The 20,895-nt window shown below is 65.3% G+C and carries 19 protein-coding genes and 1 riboswitch; of the genes, 10 read left to right on the top strand and 9 right to left on the bottom strand.

Annotated elements, in window-relative coordinates; all coding sequences use genetic code 11:
- The first annotated feature begins 179 nt into the window (after positions 1–179).
- From GB880_RS14435 to nrdF, 5 genes are all read left to right on the top strand, one after another.
- On the top strand, positions 180–1,007 hold the full coding sequence (locus tag GB880_RS14435; protein WP_154492673.1) for a DUF6635 family protein: 828 nt from the start codon (positions 180–182) through the stop codon (positions 1,005–1,007).
- A gap of 408 nt (positions 1,008–1,415) precedes the next feature.
- A complete protein-coding gene (nrdH, locus tag GB880_RS14430; protein ID WP_263467385.1) occupies positions 1,416–1,637 on the top strand; it encodes a glutaredoxin-like protein NrdH in 222 nt (73 codons plus the stop codon).
- Between the two features lie 10 nt (positions 1,638–1,647).
- Complete coding sequence (gene nrdI / locus GB880_RS14425) at positions 1,648–2,064, top strand: class Ib ribonucleoside-diphosphate reductase assembly flavoprotein NrdI (protein ID WP_154492675.1); 417 nt, start codon at positions 1,648–1,650, stop codon at positions 2,062–2,064.
- Positions 2,046–4,172, top strand: coding sequence for a class 1b ribonucleoside-diphosphate reductase subunit alpha (gene nrdE / locus GB880_RS14420; RefSeq protein WP_154492677.1), 2,127 nt, complete (start codon positions 2,046–2,048; stop codon positions 4,170–4,172). The genes nrdI and nrdE overlap by 19 nt, the downstream gene beginning before the upstream one ends.
- A gap of 56 nt (positions 4,173–4,228) precedes the next feature.
- Positions 4,229–5,200, top strand: a complete 972-nt coding sequence (gene nrdF / locus GB880_RS14415; protein ID WP_154492679.1) for a class 1b ribonucleoside-diphosphate reductase subunit beta — start codon at positions 4,229–4,231, stop codon at positions 5,198–5,200.
- Here nrdF and GB880_RS14410 read toward each other — a convergent pair whose 3' ends face one another.
- Both GB880_RS14410 and GB880_RS14405 read right to left on the bottom strand, forming a co-directional pair.
- A complete protein-coding gene (locus tag GB880_RS14410) occupies positions 5,201–6,169 on the bottom strand; it encodes a bile acid:sodium symporter family protein (protein ID WP_154492681.1) in 969 nt (322 codons plus the stop codon).
- 66 nt (positions 6,170–6,235) lie between these two features.
- Entirely contained in the window at positions 6,236–6,682 is a 447-nt protein-coding gene (locus tag GB880_RS14405; RefSeq protein WP_154492683.1) for an Lrp/AsnC family transcriptional regulator, read from the bottom strand.
- A 127-nt stretch (positions 6,683–6,809) separates the two neighbouring features.
- On the opposite strand from GB880_RS14405, the gene GB880_RS14400 reads away from it, so the two are divergent.
- From GB880_RS14400 to GB880_RS14380, 5 genes are all read left to right on the top strand, one after another.
- Positions 6,810–8,096 (top strand): aminotransferase-like domain-containing protein, encoded by a 1,287-nt coding sequence (locus GB880_RS14400; RefSeq protein WP_154492685.1) that lies wholly within the window; start codon positions 6,810–6,812, stop codon positions 8,094–8,096.
- Positions 8,097–8,191: 95 nt separating this feature from the next.
- Positions 8,192–8,390, top strand: a riboswitch (cobalamin riboswitch).
- Between the two features lie 132 nt (positions 8,391–8,522).
- Positions 8,523–10,424 (top strand): TonB-dependent receptor plug domain-containing protein, encoded by a 1,902-nt coding sequence (locus GB880_RS14395; RefSeq protein WP_154492687.1) that lies wholly within the window; start codon positions 8,523–8,525, stop codon positions 10,422–10,424.
- On the top strand, positions 10,418–11,257 hold the full coding sequence (locus tag GB880_RS14390; protein WP_263467419.1) for an ABC transporter substrate-binding protein: 840 nt from the start codon (positions 10,418–10,420) through the stop codon (positions 11,255–11,257). The genes GB880_RS14395 and GB880_RS14390 overlap by 7 nt, the downstream gene beginning before the upstream one ends.
- Positions 11,254–12,246 (top strand): FecCD family ABC transporter permease, encoded by a 993-nt coding sequence (locus GB880_RS14385; protein ID WP_263467418.1) that lies wholly within the window; start codon positions 11,254–11,256, stop codon positions 12,244–12,246. Before GB880_RS14390 ends, GB880_RS14385 begins: the two co-directional genes overlap by 4 nt.
- The gene (locus GB880_RS14380) at positions 12,246–13,028 is read left to right on the top strand and encodes an ABC transporter ATP-binding protein (RefSeq protein WP_154492691.1); all 783 of its coding nucleotides are present in this window, start codon (positions 12,246–12,248) and stop codon (positions 13,026–13,028) included. The genes GB880_RS14385 and GB880_RS14380 overlap by 1 nt, the downstream gene beginning before the upstream one ends.
- 29 nt (positions 13,029–13,057) lie before the next feature.
- On the opposite strand, the gene GB880_RS14375 is transcribed toward GB880_RS14380, so the two are convergent.
- From GB880_RS14375 to glpD, 7 genes are read right to left on the bottom strand one after another with little or no spacing between them, the layout of a single operon-like run.
- Positions 13,058–14,779, bottom strand: coding sequence for an ABC transporter substrate-binding protein (locus tag GB880_RS14375; RefSeq protein ID WP_154492693.1), 1,722 nt, complete (start codon positions 14,777–14,779; stop codon positions 13,058–13,060).
- 33 nt (positions 14,780–14,812) lie between these two features.
- On the bottom strand, positions 14,813–15,229 hold the full coding sequence (locus GB880_RS14370; protein WP_154492695.1) for a DUF2160 domain-containing protein: 417 nt from the start codon (positions 15,227–15,229) through the stop codon (positions 14,813–14,815).
- Complete coding sequence (locus tag GB880_RS14365) at positions 15,229–16,032, bottom strand: carbohydrate ABC transporter permease (protein WP_154492697.1); 804 nt, start codon at positions 16,030–16,032, stop codon at positions 15,229–15,231. Before GB880_RS14365 ends, GB880_RS14370 begins: the two co-directional genes overlap by 1 nt.
- A complete protein-coding gene (locus tag GB880_RS14360; protein ID WP_154492699.1) occupies positions 16,032–16,919 on the bottom strand; it encodes a carbohydrate ABC transporter permease in 888 nt (295 codons plus the stop codon). Before GB880_RS14360 ends, GB880_RS14365 begins: the two co-directional genes overlap by 1 nt.
- Entirely contained in the window at positions 16,919–18,001 is a 1,083-nt protein-coding gene (locus GB880_RS14355; RefSeq protein ID WP_263467417.1) for an ABC transporter ATP-binding protein, read from the bottom strand. Before GB880_RS14355 ends, GB880_RS14360 begins: the two co-directional genes overlap by 1 nt.
- A gap of 1 nt (position 18,002) precedes the next feature.
- A complete protein-coding gene (locus GB880_RS14350; RefSeq protein ID WP_154492701.1) occupies positions 18,003–19,079 on the bottom strand; it encodes an ABC transporter ATP-binding protein in 1,077 nt (358 codons plus the stop codon).
- Between the two features lie 21 nt (positions 19,080–19,100).
- Entirely contained in the window at positions 19,101–20,684 is a 1,584-nt protein-coding gene (glpD, locus tag GB880_RS14345) for a glycerol-3-phosphate dehydrogenase (RefSeq protein ID WP_154492703.1), read from the bottom strand.
- Positions 20,685–20,895: the final 211 nt, after the last annotated feature.

Genomic DNA, 20,895 nt, shown 5'->3' with positions numbered 1-20,895 from the left:
CCATTCCCCTTTGCGGCCGGGCCCCTCATGCCCGCCGGCCCGGATGTCGGAGCCAAAGCGGTCCTGCTATGCGCATCGCCTGGCAAAGTCAAGCCGCCCGCACCAAACCGCGCATGAGTTTCATTGAGACGCGGCGTCCTGCGGTCTAGATTGCCGCCGTCACCAGAGTCCGGCCCATCATGCTGCAGCCCGCCGATACCCGCCCCCTGACCCGCCGCGAAATCGTGGTCGACCGCTTCGCGCGCGACCGCTACGGCTTGCGCGGCACGCTGGCGCTGCATCGGCGGGCGCTGGGATGGGACCTTTTGCGCGCGCCGGTGAATGTGATGCTGTCGCCGCTGTTCCTGCTGACGCGGCTGGCCGCGGCGCTGCTGCGCTTGACCGGGGCCAGGGAGGCGGCCGCCTGGGTGCAGCGGCGCCGGGTCTTTCTGACCTCGGATGTCAGCCGACAGATCGAACAGGACATGCACCTGCTGCTGGACGATCTGGCGGCTCAGGGCATCGGCCCCGCCGCCCCGCAGGCCACGCGCAACCGCGCCATCGCCGATTACGCCGAAACCCGCAATGCCGTGGCCGAGATCACCACATCGCTGCTGGTGCTGGCGGCCGGGCTGGCGCTGTTTCATCGCGCAACGCCTGGGGTCATCTCGCTGACCGGTCCCATCGCCGAATTTCGCGCGCGCAGCCAGGCGGTCCAGGATTTCGTGCTGGGCGACTGGGCCGGCCGGCTGTGGTATGGGCTGTTCCCCACCCAGCTGTCGATGGGTGAACTGGTGCTGACAGGGCTGGTCCTGGCGGCGCTGGCATCGCTGCTGACGACATTCGCGGGGCTGATCGCCGACCCCGTGCAATTGTGGACCGGCATCCACCGCCGCCGGATTCTGCGCCTGCTGCAACGGCTTGATGCCTCCGGGACACAGGGCGGCATTGCACGCGAACACCTGCTTGCGCGGCTGGGCGATCTGGTGGATGCCGCACTGAGCCTTTGGCGGGGGCTGCGGGGCTGATCTGTATGGCTGGCCTTGCGCCACCAGCCCAGGTGGCATCCATAGGGCGCGCTACAATCTGCAAGTGTTTGAAGCCATTACGTAGATACCACATATCCACACTTACCTTGCGATCTCCACTAGATATGGATTGACGACCGGCACGCCGCGTGGCTTATTGAACGGGTCATGGCACCGCAAGACAAGGTCCGGGCACAGCAGGAGGGGCGGATGTTCCGCATCGCTTGCCAGTTCGGTGCAACTGTCTGCAAGGCAGCGATCTGCTGGTCCGGGCAGGGGGACAAACTGACGTCCTCGGCGTCCGCCATGACGATGAAAGACCACAAACCGTGCAGCGGCGCGGGGCCATGCGGAAACGGCGCAGCCGGGTCCGCTGCCCTTTGCCGCCGCCCAGACAGGAGCCGAGCCGTGACCATCACCGTCTATTCCAAGCCCGCCTGCGTGCAATGCACCGCCACCACCCGCGCCCTGGACGCGCGCGGCCTGGCGTATCGGCTGGTCGATCTGACCGAGGACGCGGCGGCAATGGAACTGGTCACCTCGATGGGCTATCGCCAGGCCCCGGTCGTCATCGCCGGCGAAGCGCATTGGGCCGGCTTCCGGCCCGACATGATCGGCCGGCTGTCCTGACCTGCGGGCCATGGGCGGGCTGATCTATTATTCTTCGGGATCGGGGAACACGGCGCGTTTCGTGGCGCGGCTTGGCCTGCCAGCCGGCCGCATCCCCATCTCGCCGGCAGATGCCATGCCCCCGGCCTGTGGCCCCTTCGTGCTGATCTGCCCGACCTATGCCGATGGCGAAGGTCGTGGCGCTGTCCCGAAGCAGGTGATCCGCTTTCTGAACGATCCCGCGCGCCGGGCAATGTTGCGCGGCGTCATCGGCAGCGGCAACCGCAATTTCGGCCCGACCTTTGCCCTGTCGGCCAAGGTCATTTCTGCTAAATGCAACGTCCCCGTTCTGTATCGATTCGAGCTGGCGGGCGACGACAACGACATTGCCCGTATCCGCGACGGGTTGCACAGATTCTGGGGGACGACATGCTTGACAATGGCGTAAAGGCCGAGCTGGACTATCACGCGCTGAACGCGATGCTGAACCTTTACGACAGCGACGGCAAGATCCGCTTCGAGGCGGATCGCAAGGCGGCGCATCAGTATTTCCTGCAGCATGTGAACCAGAACACGGTCTTTTTCCACAATCTGGATGAAAAGCTGCGTTACCTGGTCGACGAAGGCTATTACGAGGCCGAGGTGCTCGACCAGTATTCGCGCAATTTCCACCGCGCGATCTGGGATGCGGCCTATGCGCGCAAGTTCCGATTTCCGACCTTCCTGGGCGCGTTCAAGTATTACACCAGCTACACGCTGAAAACCCGCGACGGCCAGCGCTATCTCGAACGCTATGAGGACCGGGTGGTGATGGTGGCCTTGACGCTCGCGCGCGGGGACGAGGCGCTTGCCATGCATTTCATGGAAGAAATGCTGTCGGGCCGGTTCCAGCCTGCCACCCCCACATTCCTCAATGCCGGAAAGAAATCGCGGGGCGAGCTGATTTCCTGTTTCCTGCTGCGGGTCGAGGACAACATGGAATCGATCGGCCGCAGCATCAATTCGGCGCTGCAATTGTCAAAGCGCGGCGGCGGCGTCGCCCTGATGCTGACCAACCTGCGCGAGGCCGGCGCTCCGATCAAGGGGATCGAAAACCAGTCCAGCGGCGTCATCCCGGTGATGAAGCTTCTCGAGGACAGTTTCAGCTATGCCAACCAGCTGGGCGCACGCCAGGGTGCCGGCGCGGTCTATCTGAACGCGCATCACCCCGACATCATGCGTTTTCTGGACACCAAGCGCGAAAACGCCGACGAAAAGATCCGCATCAAGACGCTGAGCCTGGGCGTGGTCATCCCCGATGTCACCTTCGAACTGGCCAAGCGCAACGAGGACATGTATCTGTTTTCGCCCCATGACGTCGAACGCGTCTATGGTGTGCCGTTTTCGGAAATCTCGGTCAGCGAAAAATACGCCGAGATGGTCGATGACAAGCGCATCAAGAAGAAAAAGATCAACGCCCGCGCCTTTTTCCAGACCCTGGCGGAAATCCAGTTCGAAAGCGGCTATCCCTATATCATGTTCGAGGACACGGTGAACCGTGCCAATCCCGTGCATGGCCGCATCAGCATGTCGAACCTGTGTTCGGAAATCCTGCAGGTGAACGAGGCCAGCAGCTATAACGAGGATCTGTCCTATGCCCATCTGGGCACCGACATTTCCTGCAATCTGGGCTCGCTGAACATCGCTGCAACCATGGACGGTCCCGATTTCGGCAAGACGGTGGAATATGCCATCCGCGCCTTGACGGCCGTTTCGGAAATGTCTGCCATCGATTCCGTGCCCTCGATCCGGCGCGGCAACGACGAAGCCCATGCCGTCGGCCTTGGCCAGATGAACCTGCACGGGTTTCTGGCCCGCGAGCGGATTCATTACGGCAGCCCCGAGGGCATCGAATTCACATCGGTCTATTTCGCTGCCGTCGCCTATCACGCCATCCGCGCCTCGAACCTGCTGGCGCAGGAAAAGGGCCGTGTGTTCCGCGATTTCGAGAAATCGAAATACGCCGATGGCAGTTTCTTCGACAAATACACCGACCGCGACTGGCTGCCGACGCTGCCCGATGTCGCCCGCGTGTTCGAGGGGATCGCGCTGCCCACGCGCGAGGATTGGACGGCCCTGAAGGCCTCGGTGATGAAACACGGGCTTTACAATCGCAACCTGCAGGCGGTGCCGCCGACCGGATCGATCAGCTACATCAACAACTCGACCAGCTCGATCCACCCGATCGTCGCCAAGATCGAGATCCGCAAGGAAGGCAAGATCGGCCGCGTCTATTACCCCGCGCCCTTCATGACGAACGAGAACCTCGACTATTACCGCGATGCCTATGAGATCGGCCCCGAGGCGATCATCGACACCTATGCCGCGGCGACCGAACATGTCGACCAGGGCCTGTCGCTGACGCTGTTCTTTCCCGCCGAGGCCACGACCCGCGACATCAACCGCGCCCAGATCCATGCCTGGAAAAAGGGCATCAAGACCATCTATTACATCCGTCTGCGCCAGACAGCCCTGGAGGGGACCGAGGTGCAGGGGTGCGTCAGCTGCACGCTGTGATCGCGGGCGCGCGCATTGCGCGCGCCTGAAACGGATTTGGACAGGAAAGAACGACGATGAAGGATCACGTGAGCCACGCCCCGCAGCGGGCCATCAACTGGAACCGGCTCGAGGATGAAAAGGATCTCGAGGTCTGGAACCGGCTGACGGTGAATTTCTGGCTGCCCGAAAAGGTGCCGCTGTCGAACGACGTGCAAAGCTGGGCGACGCTGCGCCCGGCCGAACGCGAGCTGACCATCCGGGTATTCACCGGTCTGACGCTGCTCGACACGATCCAGAACACGATCGGCGCGCCCTCGATGATGCCCGACGCCCAGACCCCGCACGAAGAGGCGGTGCTGTCCAACATCGCCTTCATGGAGGCGGTGCATGCGCGCAGCTATTCCTCGATCTTCTCGACGCTGTGCCTCACGCCCGAGGTTGACGCGGCCTTTCGCTGGGCCGAGGAAAACCCGCATCTGCAGGCCAAGGCGCGGCTGATCCTGGGTGAATACAAGGCCGGATCGGATCCGCTGAAGCGCAAGATTGCCAGCGTGTTCCTGGAAAGCTTCCTGTTCTATTCCGGCTTCTACCTGCCGATGTACTGGTCCAGCCGCGCCAAGCTGACCAACACCGCCGACCTCATCCGCCTGATCATCCGCGACGAGGCGGTGCATGGCTATTACATCGGCTACAAGTATCAGCGCGCGCTGGAAAAACTGGACGAAACCCGCCGGCAGGAACTGAAGGATTTCGCCTTTGCGCTGATCTTCGATCTTTACGACATCGAACAGAAATACACCGCCGAGCTTTACGACGGCATCGGCCTGACCGAGGATGTCAAGGCCTTCCTGCATTACAACGCCAACAAGGCGCTGCAGAACCTGGGATACGAGGCCCTGTTCCCGCCGCAGGCCTGCGAGGTCAACCCCGCGATCATGGCCGCGCTGTCGCCCGACAGCGAAAACCACGACTTCTTTTCCGGCTCGGGTTCGTCCTATGTCATCGGCAAGGCCGTCGCGACCGAGGACGAGGACTGGGATTTCTGATCAGGCACCGGCGCGGCGCGCCAGGCGCTGCGCCACCACCGAACAGACCAGCAGCTGGGTCATGTGATAGATCATCACCGGCAGCACGATCGCGCCAACGCTGGCTGCCGGAAAGATGGCACTGGCGATGGGCAGACCGCTGGCCAGGCTTTTGGTCGAACCGCAAAAGAACAGCACCGCCTGATCCGCAGGCGGCAGGCGAAAGACCCGGCCGGCGGCGGCCATGATCCCCATGGCCAGGGCCAGCAGCGCCGCCACCACCAGAAAGCACAGCGCCAGCCCCGATGGCGGGATCGCCGACCAGATCCCCGCCACCGTCCCCGCGCCGAAAGCCGAATAGACGATCAGCAGGATCGAGCCGCGGTCGACGATCGTGGTCAGCAGCTTGTGACGCTGGACAAAGCCGCCGATCCAGCGCCGCAGCACCTGGCCCAGGACGAATGGCAACAGGATCTGCAGTGCGATCCGCTCGACCGCTTCCAGGCTGACGCCGCCGCCGTCCTGGTGCAGAACCTGCGCCACCAGCAGCGGTGTCAGCACCACCCCGATCAGGTTCGACAGCGATGCGGCGCAGATCGCGGCCGGCACATTGCCATGGGCGATCGAGGTGAAGGCGATCGAGCTTTGCACCGTCGACGGCAGCACCGCCAGGAACAGCAGGCCCAGCGTCAGCTTGGGCCCCAGCACCGCCCCGAACACCGCGGCCAGCCCCAGGCCCAGCAGCGGAAACAGCACATAGGTCGCGGCCAGCGTCAGCCCCTGCAGCCGCCAGTTCATCAGCCCGGCCCTGACCGAGGCCGAATCCAGCTTGGCGCCATACAGAAAGAACAGCAGCACCACTGCCCACCAGGTGACGTCGCGCAAGACCACCGCCGCATCGCCGCGGGCGGGCAACAGCAGCCCAAGCGCCACCATGCCCAGCAGCAGCAGCATGTAGGTGTCGATGCCGATCCGTTTCAATGCGTTCATGGTCTGCCTCCGGGCGCTGGCGCAAGGTTCTGGACCACTTGGCGCACGGATACAAGGACGCGGACCCTAGTCCAGCCCCTGTTTCAAGATCACCATGGTCGAGGTTTCGGCCACCGCCGGGATCGCCTGCAAGACATCGCGGATGAAGCGGCCCAAGGCGTCGATGTCGCGCACCTGAACGCGCAGCATGTAGTCGATGTTGTTGCCGGTCACCAGGAAACACTCGACCACTTCCGGGCGTCCGCGCAATCCGCGCAGGAAAACCGCATTGGCATCGGGTCCGCCGCGCGCCAGCCGCACCGCGATCAGCACGCTGACATTCAGCCCCAGCGCGCGCGCGTCGACCCGCGCACCATAGCCGGTGATGACACCCGATTCCTCCAGCCGCTTGACCCGGCGCCCGCAGGGCGTCGGCGACAGGCCGACACGTTCGGCCAGCTCCAGGATGGGCATCCGGCCCTCGGCCTCAAGACAGGCCAGAATCCGCTGGTCGATGGCATCCAGTTCGATCATGGCGAAATTCACCCTGCCTGAGCCAATACTGGGCGAATTGCTGCACGAAATTCGGCAATGGCACAAGAGATTGCAGGGATTCGGCACCGGAATCGGTGTATATTCTGTGCAGCTAGATGAGGACGCCATGGCCGCACCGCTTTCGCTTGCGCTTCAGCATACCCCCGACACCGCCCTGCCCGCACCGGTCCCGCATCGGCCGCGCCTTGCCGATTGGCTGGCCCGGACCAATGACGTGACCTCGGTGTTCCTGTCAGCCGGCCAGATCCCGGGGCTGATCAACCTGGGCGGGGGGCTGCCCGATCCCGGCACCTGGCCGGTCGAAGAGATGGCCGATCTGGCGGCCCGGCTGATCCGCGAACACCCGGCCGAGACGCTGGGCTATGGCCCGATCCCGGGCCTGCCAGCGCTGCGCGACCTGATCGCGCAACGCTATTCCACTGGCGATGTGCAGCTGACGCGCGACAACGTGCTGATCACCACCGGCGGCATGCAGGCGCTGGACCTGGTCGGCCGGGTGCTGCTGCACCCCGGCGACAGCATTGCCGCGCAAAGCCCCGCCTATCTGGGGGCGTTGGACGCCTGGCTGCCGCATCAGCCGCAATACCGCCCCATGCGCATCGGCAGCGCCGGCCACGACCCGCTGCGGGCGCTGGATGGGGCGCAATTCGCCTATACGGTGCCCAACTTCTCGAACCCCAGCGGCAGGCTGGTGACCTTGGCCGAACGCCAGTCACTGGTCGCGGCCGCCCATGCCACCGGCACCTGGCTGATCGAGGACGACCCCTACGGCGTTCTTTATTACGATGGCGAACCCTTGCCGCGACTGCTGGAACTGTCCGCGGCAAGCCAGCCGGGGCGGCCCTATGATGGCCCGGTGATCTACATGGGATCGCTGTCCAAGGAACTGACGCCGGGCCTGCGCATCGGCTGGGTGATCGCCGCCCCCAGGCTGATCGCGGCATTGGCCACGGCCAAGCAGGGCACCGACATGTGCAGCAGCGGCCTGTCGCAGATGCTGGCGCTGCGCGCGCTGGAACTGGGGCTGACCGAACGCATCCGGCCCCGCATCCTGGAACTGTATCGCGCCCGCAGGGATGCGCTGTGCCAGGCGATGCAGCAGCATCTGGCCGATCTGCTGGACTGGCAGGTGCCCAGCGGCGGCATGTTCGTCTGGGCCACCGCCCGCGATCCGCGCCTGAACACCGATCTGCTGCTGGAACAGGCGCTGGCCCATGGCGTCTGCATCTCGCCCAGCAGCGTCTTTGACCCCGAGGGGCTGGACCGGCGCGCCCTGCGGCTGAACTTTACCCTGAACGAGCCCGCGCAGCTGGCCGAGGGTGCGCGACGACTGGCCCTGGCCATCCGCGCCACCCTGGCCCAGGCCGGCACGCCCAGCATCGCCGCCGGCTGATCCGCAAGCCTTGAACAGCCGGCCGCGCCCCTTCGTCGAAGGGCGCGGCTTGGCATTTCGGGCGCAGGATGCTTGACAGCCGGCCCCGGCTTGCGGCAAGGCAGGCCCGCTACGGTTCCCTGGTGCAAGCCAGGGTGAAAAGGGAACGCGGTGCGCCCTCGGGCAAGGCCGCGGCTGCCCCCGCAACTGTGAGCGGAGAGCAAAGGACCACCCCTGGCCACTGGGTCATCCCGGGAAGGCCGGTCCGCGCGATGATCCGCAAGCCAGGAGACCTGCCGCAGCACTCACCCATTTCCGGCGCGGGGCGCGCCCGGAAAGCGGCCCGACCGCAGCGGTGATTGTCACAGCGCGGGCTTGCGGCCGGTCGGCCCGGGGCGCGCGCGCCCTGCTAACCGCGGCCTTGCGCCGCGACCGAAAGGCCCGGACATGACCCTTGCCCGCAGTTCCATCCTTGCGCTGACCGCCGCACTGTCCCCGGCGGCCGCCCTTGCCCAGGACGCGATCACCCTGCAACCGCTGATCCTGTCGGCCGGTTTCACGCCGGTTCCCGGCAACGCCTATGGCCGCGCCTATACGGTGCTGGACGAACAGCAGATCGCCCGGCGCGGGTCCAGCCGCATCCAGGATGCACTGCGCACGGTGCCGGGGGTCTCGGTCAACAGCGTCGGCCCGTCCTATACCCAGCTGCGGGTGCGCGGCAGCGAATCGGGCCATGCGCTGTTGCTGATCGATGGCATCGAGGCCACTGGCAGCGCCGAGGAATATATCCTCAGCGGCTTGGAAACCGCCAATATCGAGCGCATCGAGGTGCTGCGCGGCCCGCAGTCGGTATTCTACGGCTCGAACGCGGCGGCGGGCGTCATCAATATCATCAGCCGGGGGACCGAACCTGGCCTGCACTATGGCGCCAGCGCCGAGCTGGGCAATGGCGCGGCAGCAACGGCCCATGTCAGCCATAACGGCGAAAGCGGCGGGCTGGCGCTGAACCTGTCGGCGCGCGACGACCACGGGTTCGACCAATCGGGCGACGGCGGCGAAAAGGACGGCATCAACCGCAAGACCATTGCGCTGTCGGGCTGGATCGCCGCCACGCCGGACTGGCGCATGGGGGCCAGCCTGCGCCGCGCGGATGAGAGCTACGGCTATGACGGCACCAACCCGGCGGCCATTGATCCGGCCGATTTCGTGGTCGACGACCCCAACGCCCACAGCGACCGCGACGAACGCCAGGGCGCCCTATGGACCGAATTCACGGCCCTGGACGGCCGGTTGGTCCAGCGGCTGGAATATCAGAAAACCGATTTTCGCCAAAGCTTTGACGACGGGCCGCAAAATCGCGGACGGGTGGCCAAGCTGAAATACCGCGCCACCGTGTCGCTCGACGGGCAGCCGGCGGCGCAGGCCGGCCACCTGCTGAACATCATGGCCGAGCGCCAGCGCGACGATTCCTCGGTCGCACCGGACTATCGGCGGCGGATGTCCTCGGTCGCGGTGGAATATCGCGGCTTTCTGGACAACGGGCTGGACGTGCAGGCGGGGTTGCGCCGCGACCTGAACCAGGTGTTCGCCGATGCCACCAGCTGGAACCTGGGGCTGTCCTGGGCGGTGCCGGACCGGCCGTTCCGGCTGCATGGGTCGGCCGGCAAGGGCATCGTCAACCCATCCTATTGGGAACTTTTCGCCGATGCGACCTACAGCGGCCCCTGGGGTACTTCGGTCTATCGGGGCAATCCGCTGCTGCGGCCGCAACAGAACCGCGGCTTCGATCTGGGGGTGGAATGGCAATTGCCCGACGACCGCGGCAGCATCGATGTCACCTGGTTCCGCGAGACCCTGCGCGACGAGATCGAGGACTATCTGGTCAGCAGCGACGGCACCACACAGTATTTCAGCTATCGCAACCAGTCGGGCGACAGCCCGCGCCAGGGGGTCGAGGTCAGCGCGCAGCTACGTCCGACCGATCGGCTGGATGTGGGACTGGCCTATACCTATCTGGATGCCACCAACCCCGACGGCAGCATCGAGCTGCGCCGGCCGCGCCACGAAGTCGGGCTGACCGCATCGCTGGCGGTTCTGGACGGGCGCGGCCGCATCACCGCCGATTACCGGCATGTTTCGGGCAATTACGACACCCGCTTCTTTGGCGATTACGCCACCGCGGAACTGCCGGCGATCAATCTGGTCAACCTGTCGGGCGGCTATGACATCGACGACAACCTGCGTGCCACGCTGCGGGTGGTGAACCTGTTCGACCAACGCCATTCCGAAAGCTGGGGCTATTACGGTCAGGGCCGCACCGCCTATGCCGGGCTGGAGGCGCGGTGGTAACGCGCCTGCTGGCCGCCGCTGTGTTGTTTCTGGCCGGGCTGACGGCACCCGTTCTGGCCGCGCCAGCGCGTGTGGTGTCGCTGAACCTGTGCACCGATCAGCTGGCGATGATGCTGGCCGCGCCCGGGCAGCTGGTGTCGGTATCCTGGCTGGCACGCGATCCCGCCTCCTCGGCCATGGCGGCCGAGGCGCGGCGCTATCCCGTCAACCGCGCCGGCGCCGAAGAGGTGCTGCTGATCCGCCCCGATCTGGTGCTGGCCGGCAGCTGGACCGCGCCTTCAACCTTGCGGATGCTGCGCGACCACGGGCTGCGGGTCGAGGTGTTCGCGCCGGACGCCGACATCGCCGGCATCCGCGCCAATATCCTGCGCATGGGCGCGCTGCTGGGCCGCCAGCGGCGCGCAGCCGACCTGCTGGCACAGTTCGACGCCGATCTGGCGGCGCTGACCGCCCCCGTGTCGCCCGGCCCACGCCCGCAGGCGGCGCTTTATGGTGCCAATGGCTACAGCGCCACGGCGGACAGTCTGGCCGGCCAGATCCTGGCCGAGGCCGGCTTTGACAATGTCGCCGACCGCATCGGCCTGTCCGCCGGCGGCCAGATCCCGTTGGAGCGGTTGCTGCTGGCCGCGCCCGATCTGGTGCTGCGCGACCGTCCCTTTCCAGGCCATTCCCGCGCCGAAGAGGTGATGGACCACCCAGCGCTGGACCGGCTGCGCGCGCAGGACACGCTGTTCGACGCCACCGGGCCCGAATGGGTCTGCGGCACCCCGCATGTGCTGCGCGCCATCGCAGGGCTGCGCGACGCGCGGCAAGTGATCGGCGCCCGACCGTGACCCGCCAAGACATCCCCCTGCTGGCACTGCTGGCGACTTTGGTGCTGGGACTGTGCCTGGCGTCGCTGCTGATCGGCCCGGCGCGATTGCCGCCCGGCGCCAGCCTGGCGGCGCTGTGGTCCGACGATGGGCTTTACGGCACCATCATGCGCGAAATCCGCCTGCCGCGGGCGCTGCTGGGTGGGCTGGTCGGCGCGGCCCTGGGGGCATCCGGCGCCGCGCTGCAAGGGTTTCTGCGCAACCCGCTGGCCGAACCGGGGCTGATCGGCACCTCGGCCGCGGCCGCGCTGGGGGCGGTGCTGGCAATGCAGGGGGGGCTGGCGGCGGCATGGGCGCTGGGGCTGCCTCTGGCCGCCCTGACGGGGGCGGGCATCGCGATGCTGCTGGTGCTGGTCCTGGCGGGACCGCACGGCACTGCGCTGGGGCTGATCCTTGCGGGCATCGCGATTTCGGCGCTGGCCGGGGCCGGCAGTTCGCTGGTGCTCAGCCTGTCGCCCAACCCCTTTGCCGCGAACGAGATCGTGTTCTGGATGATGGGATCGCTGGCCGACCGGTCGCTGCTGCACCTGGCCATCGCCGCGCCGCCGATCCTGGTGGGCCTGGCACTGCTGTGGCGGCTGGGCCGCGCCATCGAGGCACTGAGCCTGGGCGAGGACGCCGCAATGTCGCTGGGCGTGCATCTGCGCCGGGTGCGGCTTGTGCTGACCCTGGGCATCGCGCTGGCGGTCGGCGGCGCCACCGCGGTTGCGGGAGCCATCGGCTTTGTCGGGCTGGTGGTGCCGCATCTGCTGCGGCGCGCGACCCAGGGCAGCCCGGCGCGGCTGCTGCCAGCGGCGACACTGGGCGGGGCGGCCATGGTATTGGCGGCCGATATCGCGGTGCGGCTGATCGCGCCCGACCGCGACCTGAAGCTGGGGGTGCTGACGGCGCTGGTGGGCGCGCCGTTCTTTCTGCACCTGATCCTCAAGACCCGGCGCGAGGGCCTGTGATGCAGCTGCGACAATTGACGGTCAGGCGCAGGGATCGCAGCGTGGTGACGGGCATCGACCTCAGCGTGGCGCCGGGCGAATTTCTTGGCCTGCTGGGTCCGAACGGCGCCGGCAAGTCCACGCTGATGCGCGCGGCCTTGGGGCTGGTGGCTGCGGAGGGCCACAGTTCGCTGGCCCGCCTGCCCGCGGCGCAACGCGCCCGTGCGGTCGCCTATCTGCCGCAGGTGCGCGACATGGCCTGGCCCATGCCCGTCCAGGCGGTGGTGGCTTTGGGCCGTATTCCGCACGGCGGTAGCGGCAATGCCGCGGCCCGCAGCGCCGTCGAGGCGGCCATCGCGACCATGGGGTTGCAAGACCTGCGCCACCGTCCTGCCGACAGACTGTCGGGCGGGGAACTGGCACGCACGCTGATCGCGCGGGCGCTGGCGCAGGACACGCCGCTGCTGCTGGCCGATGAGCCGATCGCGGGTCTGGACCCGGCCGCGCAGCTGTGGGTGATGGAAGTCTTTCGCAAACTGGCCCGACAAGGCCGAACGGTCGTCGCCTCTTGCCATGATCTGGGGCTTGCTGCGCGGTATTGCACGCGGCTGGTGCTGCTGCACCAGGGAAAGATCGCAGCCGATGGCCCGCCGCATGAGGTGCTGACCAAGGCAAACCTGGCCCTTGTCTACGGCATTTCCGCGCATCTGGCGCAAGGCCCCGAAGGCCTGATCGTGCAGCCGCTGGCGCAACTGGCCACGACAGCACTGCATTCAGAAAAAAGGCAGGCGCCGGCGGAATGAACCGCCGGCGCCCTTCGTTTGCGCCCGGCTTATTGCCAGGACTTGATCAGCTCGTCATAGGAAATCGTTTCGCCCTGGGGCTTTTCGTTTTCCAGCGGACCCACGGGCGAGCCCTCGGCATCCAGCCATTCCTGCGGATCCTTTTCCTCGTTCAGCTTGGGGCCCAGGTCGCCCTGCACGCCCGAACGCTCGATCCGCGCCAGCACCTTTTCCTGTTCGGCGCACAGCGCATCCAGTGCCTGCTGCGGCGTCTTGGCACCCGACAGTGCATCGCCGATGTTCTGCCACCACAGCTGTGCCAGCTTGGGATAGTCAGGGATGTTGGTGCCGGTGGGCGACCACTGAACGCGCGCAGGCGAACGATAGAATTCGATCAGACCGCCCAGCTTCGGCGCGCGCTCGGTGAAGGATTTGTCCTGGATCGTCGATTCGCGGATGAAGGTCAGGCCGACATGCGATTTCTTGACGTCCACCGTCTTGGAGGTCACGAACTGCGCATAAAGCCATGCCGCCTGGGCGCGCTCGACCGGGGTCGATTTCATCAGCGTCCAGCTGCCCACGTCCTGATAGCCGATCTTGGTCCCCTCGCTCCAGTAAGCGCCGTGCGGGCTGGGAGCCATGCGCCATTTCGGGGTTCCGTCCTCGTTCACCACGGCGGTGCCGGGCTTGACCATGTCGGCGGTAAAGGCCGTATACCAGAACATCTGCTGGGCAATGTCGCCGCGCGCCGGGACCGGTCCGGCCTCGCCGAATGTCATGCCCTGGGCTTCCGGCGGGGTGTATTTCTTCAGCCAGTCGATGGCCTTGGTGACGGCATAGACCGCGGCCGCGTCGTTCGTAGCGCCGCCTCGCGCCACGCATGAACCGACCGGTCGGCTGTTCTCGTCGACGCGGATACCCCATTCGTCGACCGGCAGGCCATTCGGCTCGCCCTTGTCGCCCATGCCCGCCATGGACATCCAGGCGTCGGTGTAGCGCCAGCCAAGGCTAGGATCCTTCTTGCCGTAATCCATGTTGCCCCAGGCTTTTGTGGGACCACCCTCGATATAGGACATGTCCCGGCCGGTGAAGAATTCGGCAATATCCTCATAAGCCGACCAGTTGACCGGCACGCCCAGGTCATAGCCGTATTTGGCCTTGAAGTCGTCCTTGGTCTTCTGGTCGCTGAACCAGTCGTAGCGGAACCAGTAAAGGTTGGCGAACTGCTGGTCGGGCAGCTGATACAGTTCGCCATCCGGCGCGGTGGTGAACTTCAATCCGATGAAATCGTCCAGATCCAGGGTCGGACTGGTGAAGTCCTTGCCCTCTTCGGCCATCCATTTGGTCAGGCTGCGCGCCTGCTGATAGCGCCAGTGCGTCCCGATCAGGTCGCTGTCGTTGACATAGCCGTCATAGATATTCTCGCCGGTCTGCATCTGGGTCTGCAGTTTTTCGACGACATCGCCCTCGCCGATCAGGTCGTGGGTGACCTTGATGCCGGTAATGGCGGTAAAGGCCGGGGCCAGCACCTTGGATTCGTATTCATGCGTGGCGATGGTTTCCGACACCACCTTGATTTCCATGCCGGCCAGCGGCTTGGCGGCATCGATGAACCACTGCATTTCCTTTTCCTGATCGGCCCGCGACAGGGTCGACAGATCGCCGATCTCGGCGTCCAGGAATTTCTTGGCGGCCTCCATGTCTGCCCAGGCCGGGGCCCCGATGACCAGCAGCGCAAGTGCCATGGCCGTGGTGGTCTTGATGGGTCTCATGTCTTTCTCCCTGATGAGACGGCTTGTTATGGATCACACCCAGCGGAACACCGCTGCGGCATATGCAAGGCACAGTGCCAGGGCCCACCACAGCGGCGGACCGGCAAAGAACAGCCAGGCCAGGCAGATGAAGGCCGAGCCCAGAAGCGAGATGAACAGCCTGTCGCCGCGCGTGGTCTCGATGCGCAGGATGCCCATTCGCGGCGTTTCCGGGAAACGGATTGCCAAGATGGTAAACAGCACCAGCAGGCTGGCGATGACCCAGAAGAATACCGCGACCGGAAAGGTCCAGGCCATCCAGCCGCCGGGGATCATGGGGGCAAACCACTGTTTCTGGCCATCCACCACCGGCACTGCCCAGATCAGAAGGCCCATCACGGCGCCCAAGGTCACCACCGCGGCCGCATAGATCGCAGGCCAGTTCGCGCGAGGCGCGGCAAGATCGGTCATCACACCCTCCCCAGGGCGAAGCCCTTGGCGATGTAGTTGCGCACAAACCAGATGACCAAGGCACCCGGCACGATGGTCAGCACCCCCGCTGCGGCGAGCACCCCCCAATCCATTCCCGACGCGCTGACCGTGCGGGTCATGGTCGCGGCGATCGGCTTGGCATTGACGCTGGTCAGCGTGCGGCTCAGCAAGAGTTCGACCCAAGAGAACATGAAACAGAAGAAGGCCGCGACCCCGATCCCGCTGGCGATCAGCGGCATGAAGATCCTGACGAAGAACCGCGGGAAACTGTAGCCATCGATATAGGCAGTCTCATCGATTTCCTTCGGCACCCCGCGCATGAAGCCTTCCAGGATCCAGACTGCCAGCGGCACGTTGAACAGGCAATGGGCCAGTGCGACCGCAATATGGGTATCGAAAAGTCCGATCGATGAATACAGCTGAAAGAAGGGCAGCGCAAAGACTGCGGGCGGCGACATGCGGTTCGTCAGCAGCCAGAAGAACAGGTGCTTGTCCCCCATGAAGTTGTAGCGGCTGAAGGCATAGGCCGCAGGCAGCGCGACCGCGATCGAGATGACGGTGTTCATCACCACATAGATGATCGAGTTGACATAGCCCATGTACCAGCTGGGGTCGGTCAGGATCACCTGATAGTTCCGCAGGGTCAGCTGATGCGGATACAGGGTGAAGGCACCCGTGATCTCGGCATTGGTCTTGAAGCTCATGTTGACCAGCCAGTAGATCGGCACCATCAGGAACAGCAGATACAGCGCCATCACCAGCGTCGAGGATTTCAGGCGCATCACAGGGCCTCCGGAATGTCGGACTGGCTGCGGTCCATGTTGGTCATGACGGTGTAGAACACCCAGCTGACCAGCAGGATCACAAGGAAATACATCAGGCTGAAGGCCGCGGCCGGACCAAGGTCGAACTGACCCACAGCCATCTTGACCAGGTCGATGGACAGGAAGGTGGTCGAGTTCCCGGGCCCACCGCCGGTGACCACGAACGGTTCGGTGTAGATCATGAAGCTGTCCATGAAGCGCAAGAGCACCGCGATCAGCAGGACGCCCTTCATCTTGGGCAGTTCGATATATCGGAATACGGCCCAGCGGCTGGCCTGATCGATCTTGGCCGCCTGGTAATAGGCCTGCGGGATCGATTGCAGCCCGGCATAGCACAGCAGCGCGACCAGGCTTGTCCAGTGCCAGACATCCATCACGATCACCGTGACCCAGGCATCAAGCGGATCGTTGGTATAGTTGTAATCGATCCCCAGGGTCTTGAGCGTCCGGCCCAGCAGGCCGATATCCACCCGCCCGAAGATCTGCCAGATGGTGCCCACGACGTTGAACGGGATCAGCAATGGCAGCGCCATCAGCACCAGCACCAGGCTGGCCCAGAACCCTTTCTTGGGCATGTTCAGCGCAACGAAGATGCCCAGCGGCACCTCGATCGCCAGGATGATGGCCGAAAAGATCGCCTGCCGACCCAGCGCCTCGTGCAGGCGCGAGCTGTGGACCATCTCGTCGAACCATTCGAGGCCCGCCCAGAAGAATTCGTTGTTGCCGAAAGTGTCGTTGAAGGCGTAGTTCACCACCGTCATCAGCGGGATGATCGCCGAAAAGGCCACGATCACCAGCACCGGCAGAACCAGGAACCAGGCCTTGTTGTTCTGGGTCTTTTCCATCACTCAGCCCCCTTTTGCGCCGGAGCGACGCGCCAGTCGTCGGCATAGACGTTGATCTTGTGCGGCGTCAGCAGGACGTGGGGCTGCGCGGGCAGGGTCTGGCCCTCTGGCAGGACCAGGTTAAGCGGCTGCCCCGCCACTTCACCGCGGACCAGACGGTGGCGGCCGACATCCTCGACCCGCAGCACCTTCAGCGCCAGGCCGCTTTCTGCCAGCACGACATGTTCGGGACGAATGCCGATCTGCACCCGGCCCGACGGGCTGCCATGATCCCCCCCCAGGGCGACAACACTGCCATCGGCCAGTTGCGCCTGTCGCCCGCGCACCTCGGCCGGCAGGAAGTTCATTCCCGGAGAGCCGATGAAATAGCCCACGAACGTATGAGCCGGGGTCTCGAACAGTTCCTCGGGCGTGCCCATCTGCACCACCCGGCCTTCGTGCATCACCACCACCTGCTGGGCAAAGGTCAGCGCCTCGGTCTGGTCATGGGTGACATAGATCATCGTGTGGCCGAATTCGCGATGCAGCTGTTTCAGCTGCGTGCGCAATTCCCATTTCATCTGCGGGTCGATAACGGTCAGCGGCTCGTCGAACAGGATCGCGTTCACGTCCTCGCGCACCATGCCGCGGCCAAGGCTGATCTTCTGCTTGGCATCGGCGGTCAGGCCCATGGCCTTGCGCGACAGCATCGCCTCCATCCCGATCATGCGGGCGATCTGTTCCACCCGCGCCTTGACATAGGCCGCATCCTGGCCGCGGTTGCGCAACGGGAAGGCCAGGTTGTCGCGCACCGTCATGGTGTCGTAGACCACCGGGAACTGGAAGACCTGGGCGATGTTGCGTTCGGCCGTGGGCGCATCGGTCACGTCGCGGTCGCCGAACAGGACCCGGCCATGGCTGGGCGTCAGCAAGCCCGAGATGATGTTGAGCAGCGTGGTCTTGCCGCAGCCCGAGGCCCCCAGCAGCGCATAGGCGCCACCGTCGGCCCAGACATGGTCCATCTGCTTCAGCGCGTAATCCTTGTCCGATTGCGGCTCTGCCAGATAGCTGTGGGCAAGGTTTTGCAAGGTGATCCGTGCCATGTCATGCGGCCTTTGCATAAGCGGCGGCGGCGGCCAGCTGGCCCTTGCCGTCGAACAGATAGACGTGGCGCGGCTCGAGCCAGACGGTAACCGGCTGTCCGGCGGTCAGCGGATGCACGCCCTCGACCAGGCCCACCCAGCGGTCGCCGCCGTGATCCAGGTGCAGGAAGGTTTCCGAGCCGGTGATTTCGGTCGCGATCAGCGTGCAGCGCAGCTCTGCCGCGCCTTCGACCGGATGCAGGGTCAGATGGTTGGCGCGGAACCCGGCCGTATATTCGCCGTCCGACAGGCCGTGGAAGCCCGCCAGCACAGTGCCATCCGCCATGCTGGCCTGACCCGCGCGCAGGCGCAGGCTGCCGAAATTCATCGGCGGGTCCGAGAAAACCCGCGCCGTCGTCGCATCGCGCGGCTGACGATAGACCTGGGGCGTCGGGCCGAACTGGGTCACGCGACCTTCCCACAGCGTCGCCGTATGACCGCCCAGAAGCAGCGCCTCTTCGGGTTCGGTGGTGGCATAGACGAAGATCGCGCCCGACGCCTCGAAGATGCGGGGGATCTCGATGCGCAGTTCCTCGCGCAGCTTGTAGTCCAGGTTGGCTAGCGGTTCATCCAGCAGCACCAGCCCCGCGCCCTTGACCAGCGCCCGCGCCAGCGCACAGCGCTGCTGCTGGCCCCCCGACAGTTCCAGCGGCTTGCGCTGCAGCATCGGGGTCAGGCGCAGCATCTCGGCCGTCTCGCGCACCTTGCGGTCGATTTCGTCCTGCGGCCGTCCCAGGATGCGCAGCGGCGAGGCGATGTTTTCATAGACGCTCAACCCCGGGTAATTGATGAACTGCTGATAGACCATGGCCACGCCGCGATCCTGCACCCGCATCCCGGTGACATCCTGACCGTCCCAGAAGATGCGGCCGGTGCTGGGCTGATCCAGACCCGCCATCAACCGCATCAGGCTGGTCTTGCCCGACAGTGTCGGGCCCAGCAGCACGTTCATCGTGCCCTTCTGCAACTCCAGATCGGTGGGATGGATGTGAACCCGCCCCCCTACCGACCGCGATACGCCGCGTAACTCCAGCCCCATGTCGTTTTCCCAATCTCCACCCTATTCAGCCGCCGCATTCACGGTCGGCAGGTTCCGGACATAGGCCGCCAGCCTTTGCGCCTGCTCGTCCGTCATGTGCAATCCCAGTTTCGTGCGTCGCCACAGGATATCCTGGGCATCGCGCGCGAATTCCTCGCGCACCAGCCAGTTCACCTCGACCTCGGTCAGACCTGCGCCGAAATCCTGCCCCAGATCGGCGGCGCTGCGCGCACCGTCCAGCATCAGGAAAGCCTCGGTTCCATAGGTGCGCACCAGCCGGCGCTGTTGCCGGGCCGAAAGGAACGGATAAGCCGCCCCCAGCCGCGCCACCTGCTCATCGAAACCATCGACCGGGAAATCGCCGCCGGGCAGCGCCACCCCTGCCGTCCAGTCCGGGCCCGCCTGCGGAAAGAACCGCGCCAGCCGCCCCAGAGCGCTTTCGGCCAGGCGCCGATAGGTGGTGATCTTGCCCCCGAACACATTCAGCAGCGGCGCGCCCCGGTCATCGAGGCTGAGCACATAATCGCGCGTGGCGGCCGTCGCCGATTTGGCGCCATCGTTGTAAAGCGGGCGGACACCCGAATAGGTCCAGACCACCTGATCGGGCGTCACGGGCCGGGCGAAATACTGGCTGGCAAAGGCGCACAGATAGTCGCGCTCCTCATCCGTGCAGCGGGCGTCGCCGGGCGCGCCCTTGTGATCCATGTCGGTGGTGCCGATCAGGGTGAAGTCATCCTCGAACGGAATGGCAAAGATGATGCGCCCGTCGCTGCCCTGAAAGAAATAGCAGCGGTCGTGATCGTATAGCCGCGGCACCACGATATGGCTGCCGCGCACCAGACGCACGCCTTCGGTCGAGTCGATATGGGCAACGTCGCGGATGACGTTTTCCACCCAGGGGCCGCCCGCATTGACCAGCGCCCGCGCCCGATGCTGCCGCGGACCCGCCGGACCTTCGGTGCTGACCAGCCACAGATCGCCCTGACGTTCGGCGCGGGTCACGCGGGTGCGGGTCATGATCGTGGCCCCGCGCGCCTGCGCGTCACGCGCGTTCAACACCACCAGCCGCGCATCCTGCACCCAGCAGTCGGAATATTCCCAGCCCCGGCGAAAGCCCGGCTTCAGCGGCTTGCCCAGCGGATCGTTGGCCAGATCCAGACGCCGCGTGCCGGGCAGGATCTGACGGCCGCCCAGATTGTCGTAAAGAAACAGCCCCAGGCGGATGAGCCAGGCCGGACGCCGGCCGCGCATCCACGGCATGACCATCCCAAGCAGCCGCGAGGTCGGCGTGTCGCTGTCAAAACGCATCTGCGGCGAATAGGGCAACACGAAGCGCATCGGCCAGGATATATGGGGCATGGCGCGCAGCAGCGTCTCGCGCTCCTCCAGCGCCTCGCGCACCAGACGGAATTCAAAGAACTCGAGATAGCGCAGGCCGCCGTGGAACAGCTTGGTCGAGGCGCTGGAGGTGGCCTGCGCCAGATCGCCCATTTCGGCCAATGTCACGGACAGACCGCGCCCGGCCGCGTCGCGCGCGATACCGCAGCCGTTGATGCCGCCGCCAATGATGAACAGGTCGGCAATCTGCCCTGGTGCCGATGACAAGCCCGAACCCTCCCTTGTGCGCAACACAGCATCTGAACCGAAGGTGCAACAGCCAGATGACAACGGTCAAGCGTGAATTTTCGTTTATGATCGTTTTTTGTCGAAAAGGAACATTCGCAACTACATTCTTGCCGCAATCGCAAAATTTTGCTGCACGTGCAGCATGGATGTTCCCCCGGGTCGCGCATTGCGCACATGCGGGATGATACCG

This window comes from Paracoccus sp. SMMA_5_TC, assembly GCF_009696685.2.
Classification (GTDB): Bacteria; Pseudomonadota; Alphaproteobacteria; order Rhodobacterales; family Rhodobacteraceae; genus Paracoccus.
Note: the sequence above shows the minus strand (reverse complement) of the source record. Positions and strands in the feature narration are given on the sequence as shown.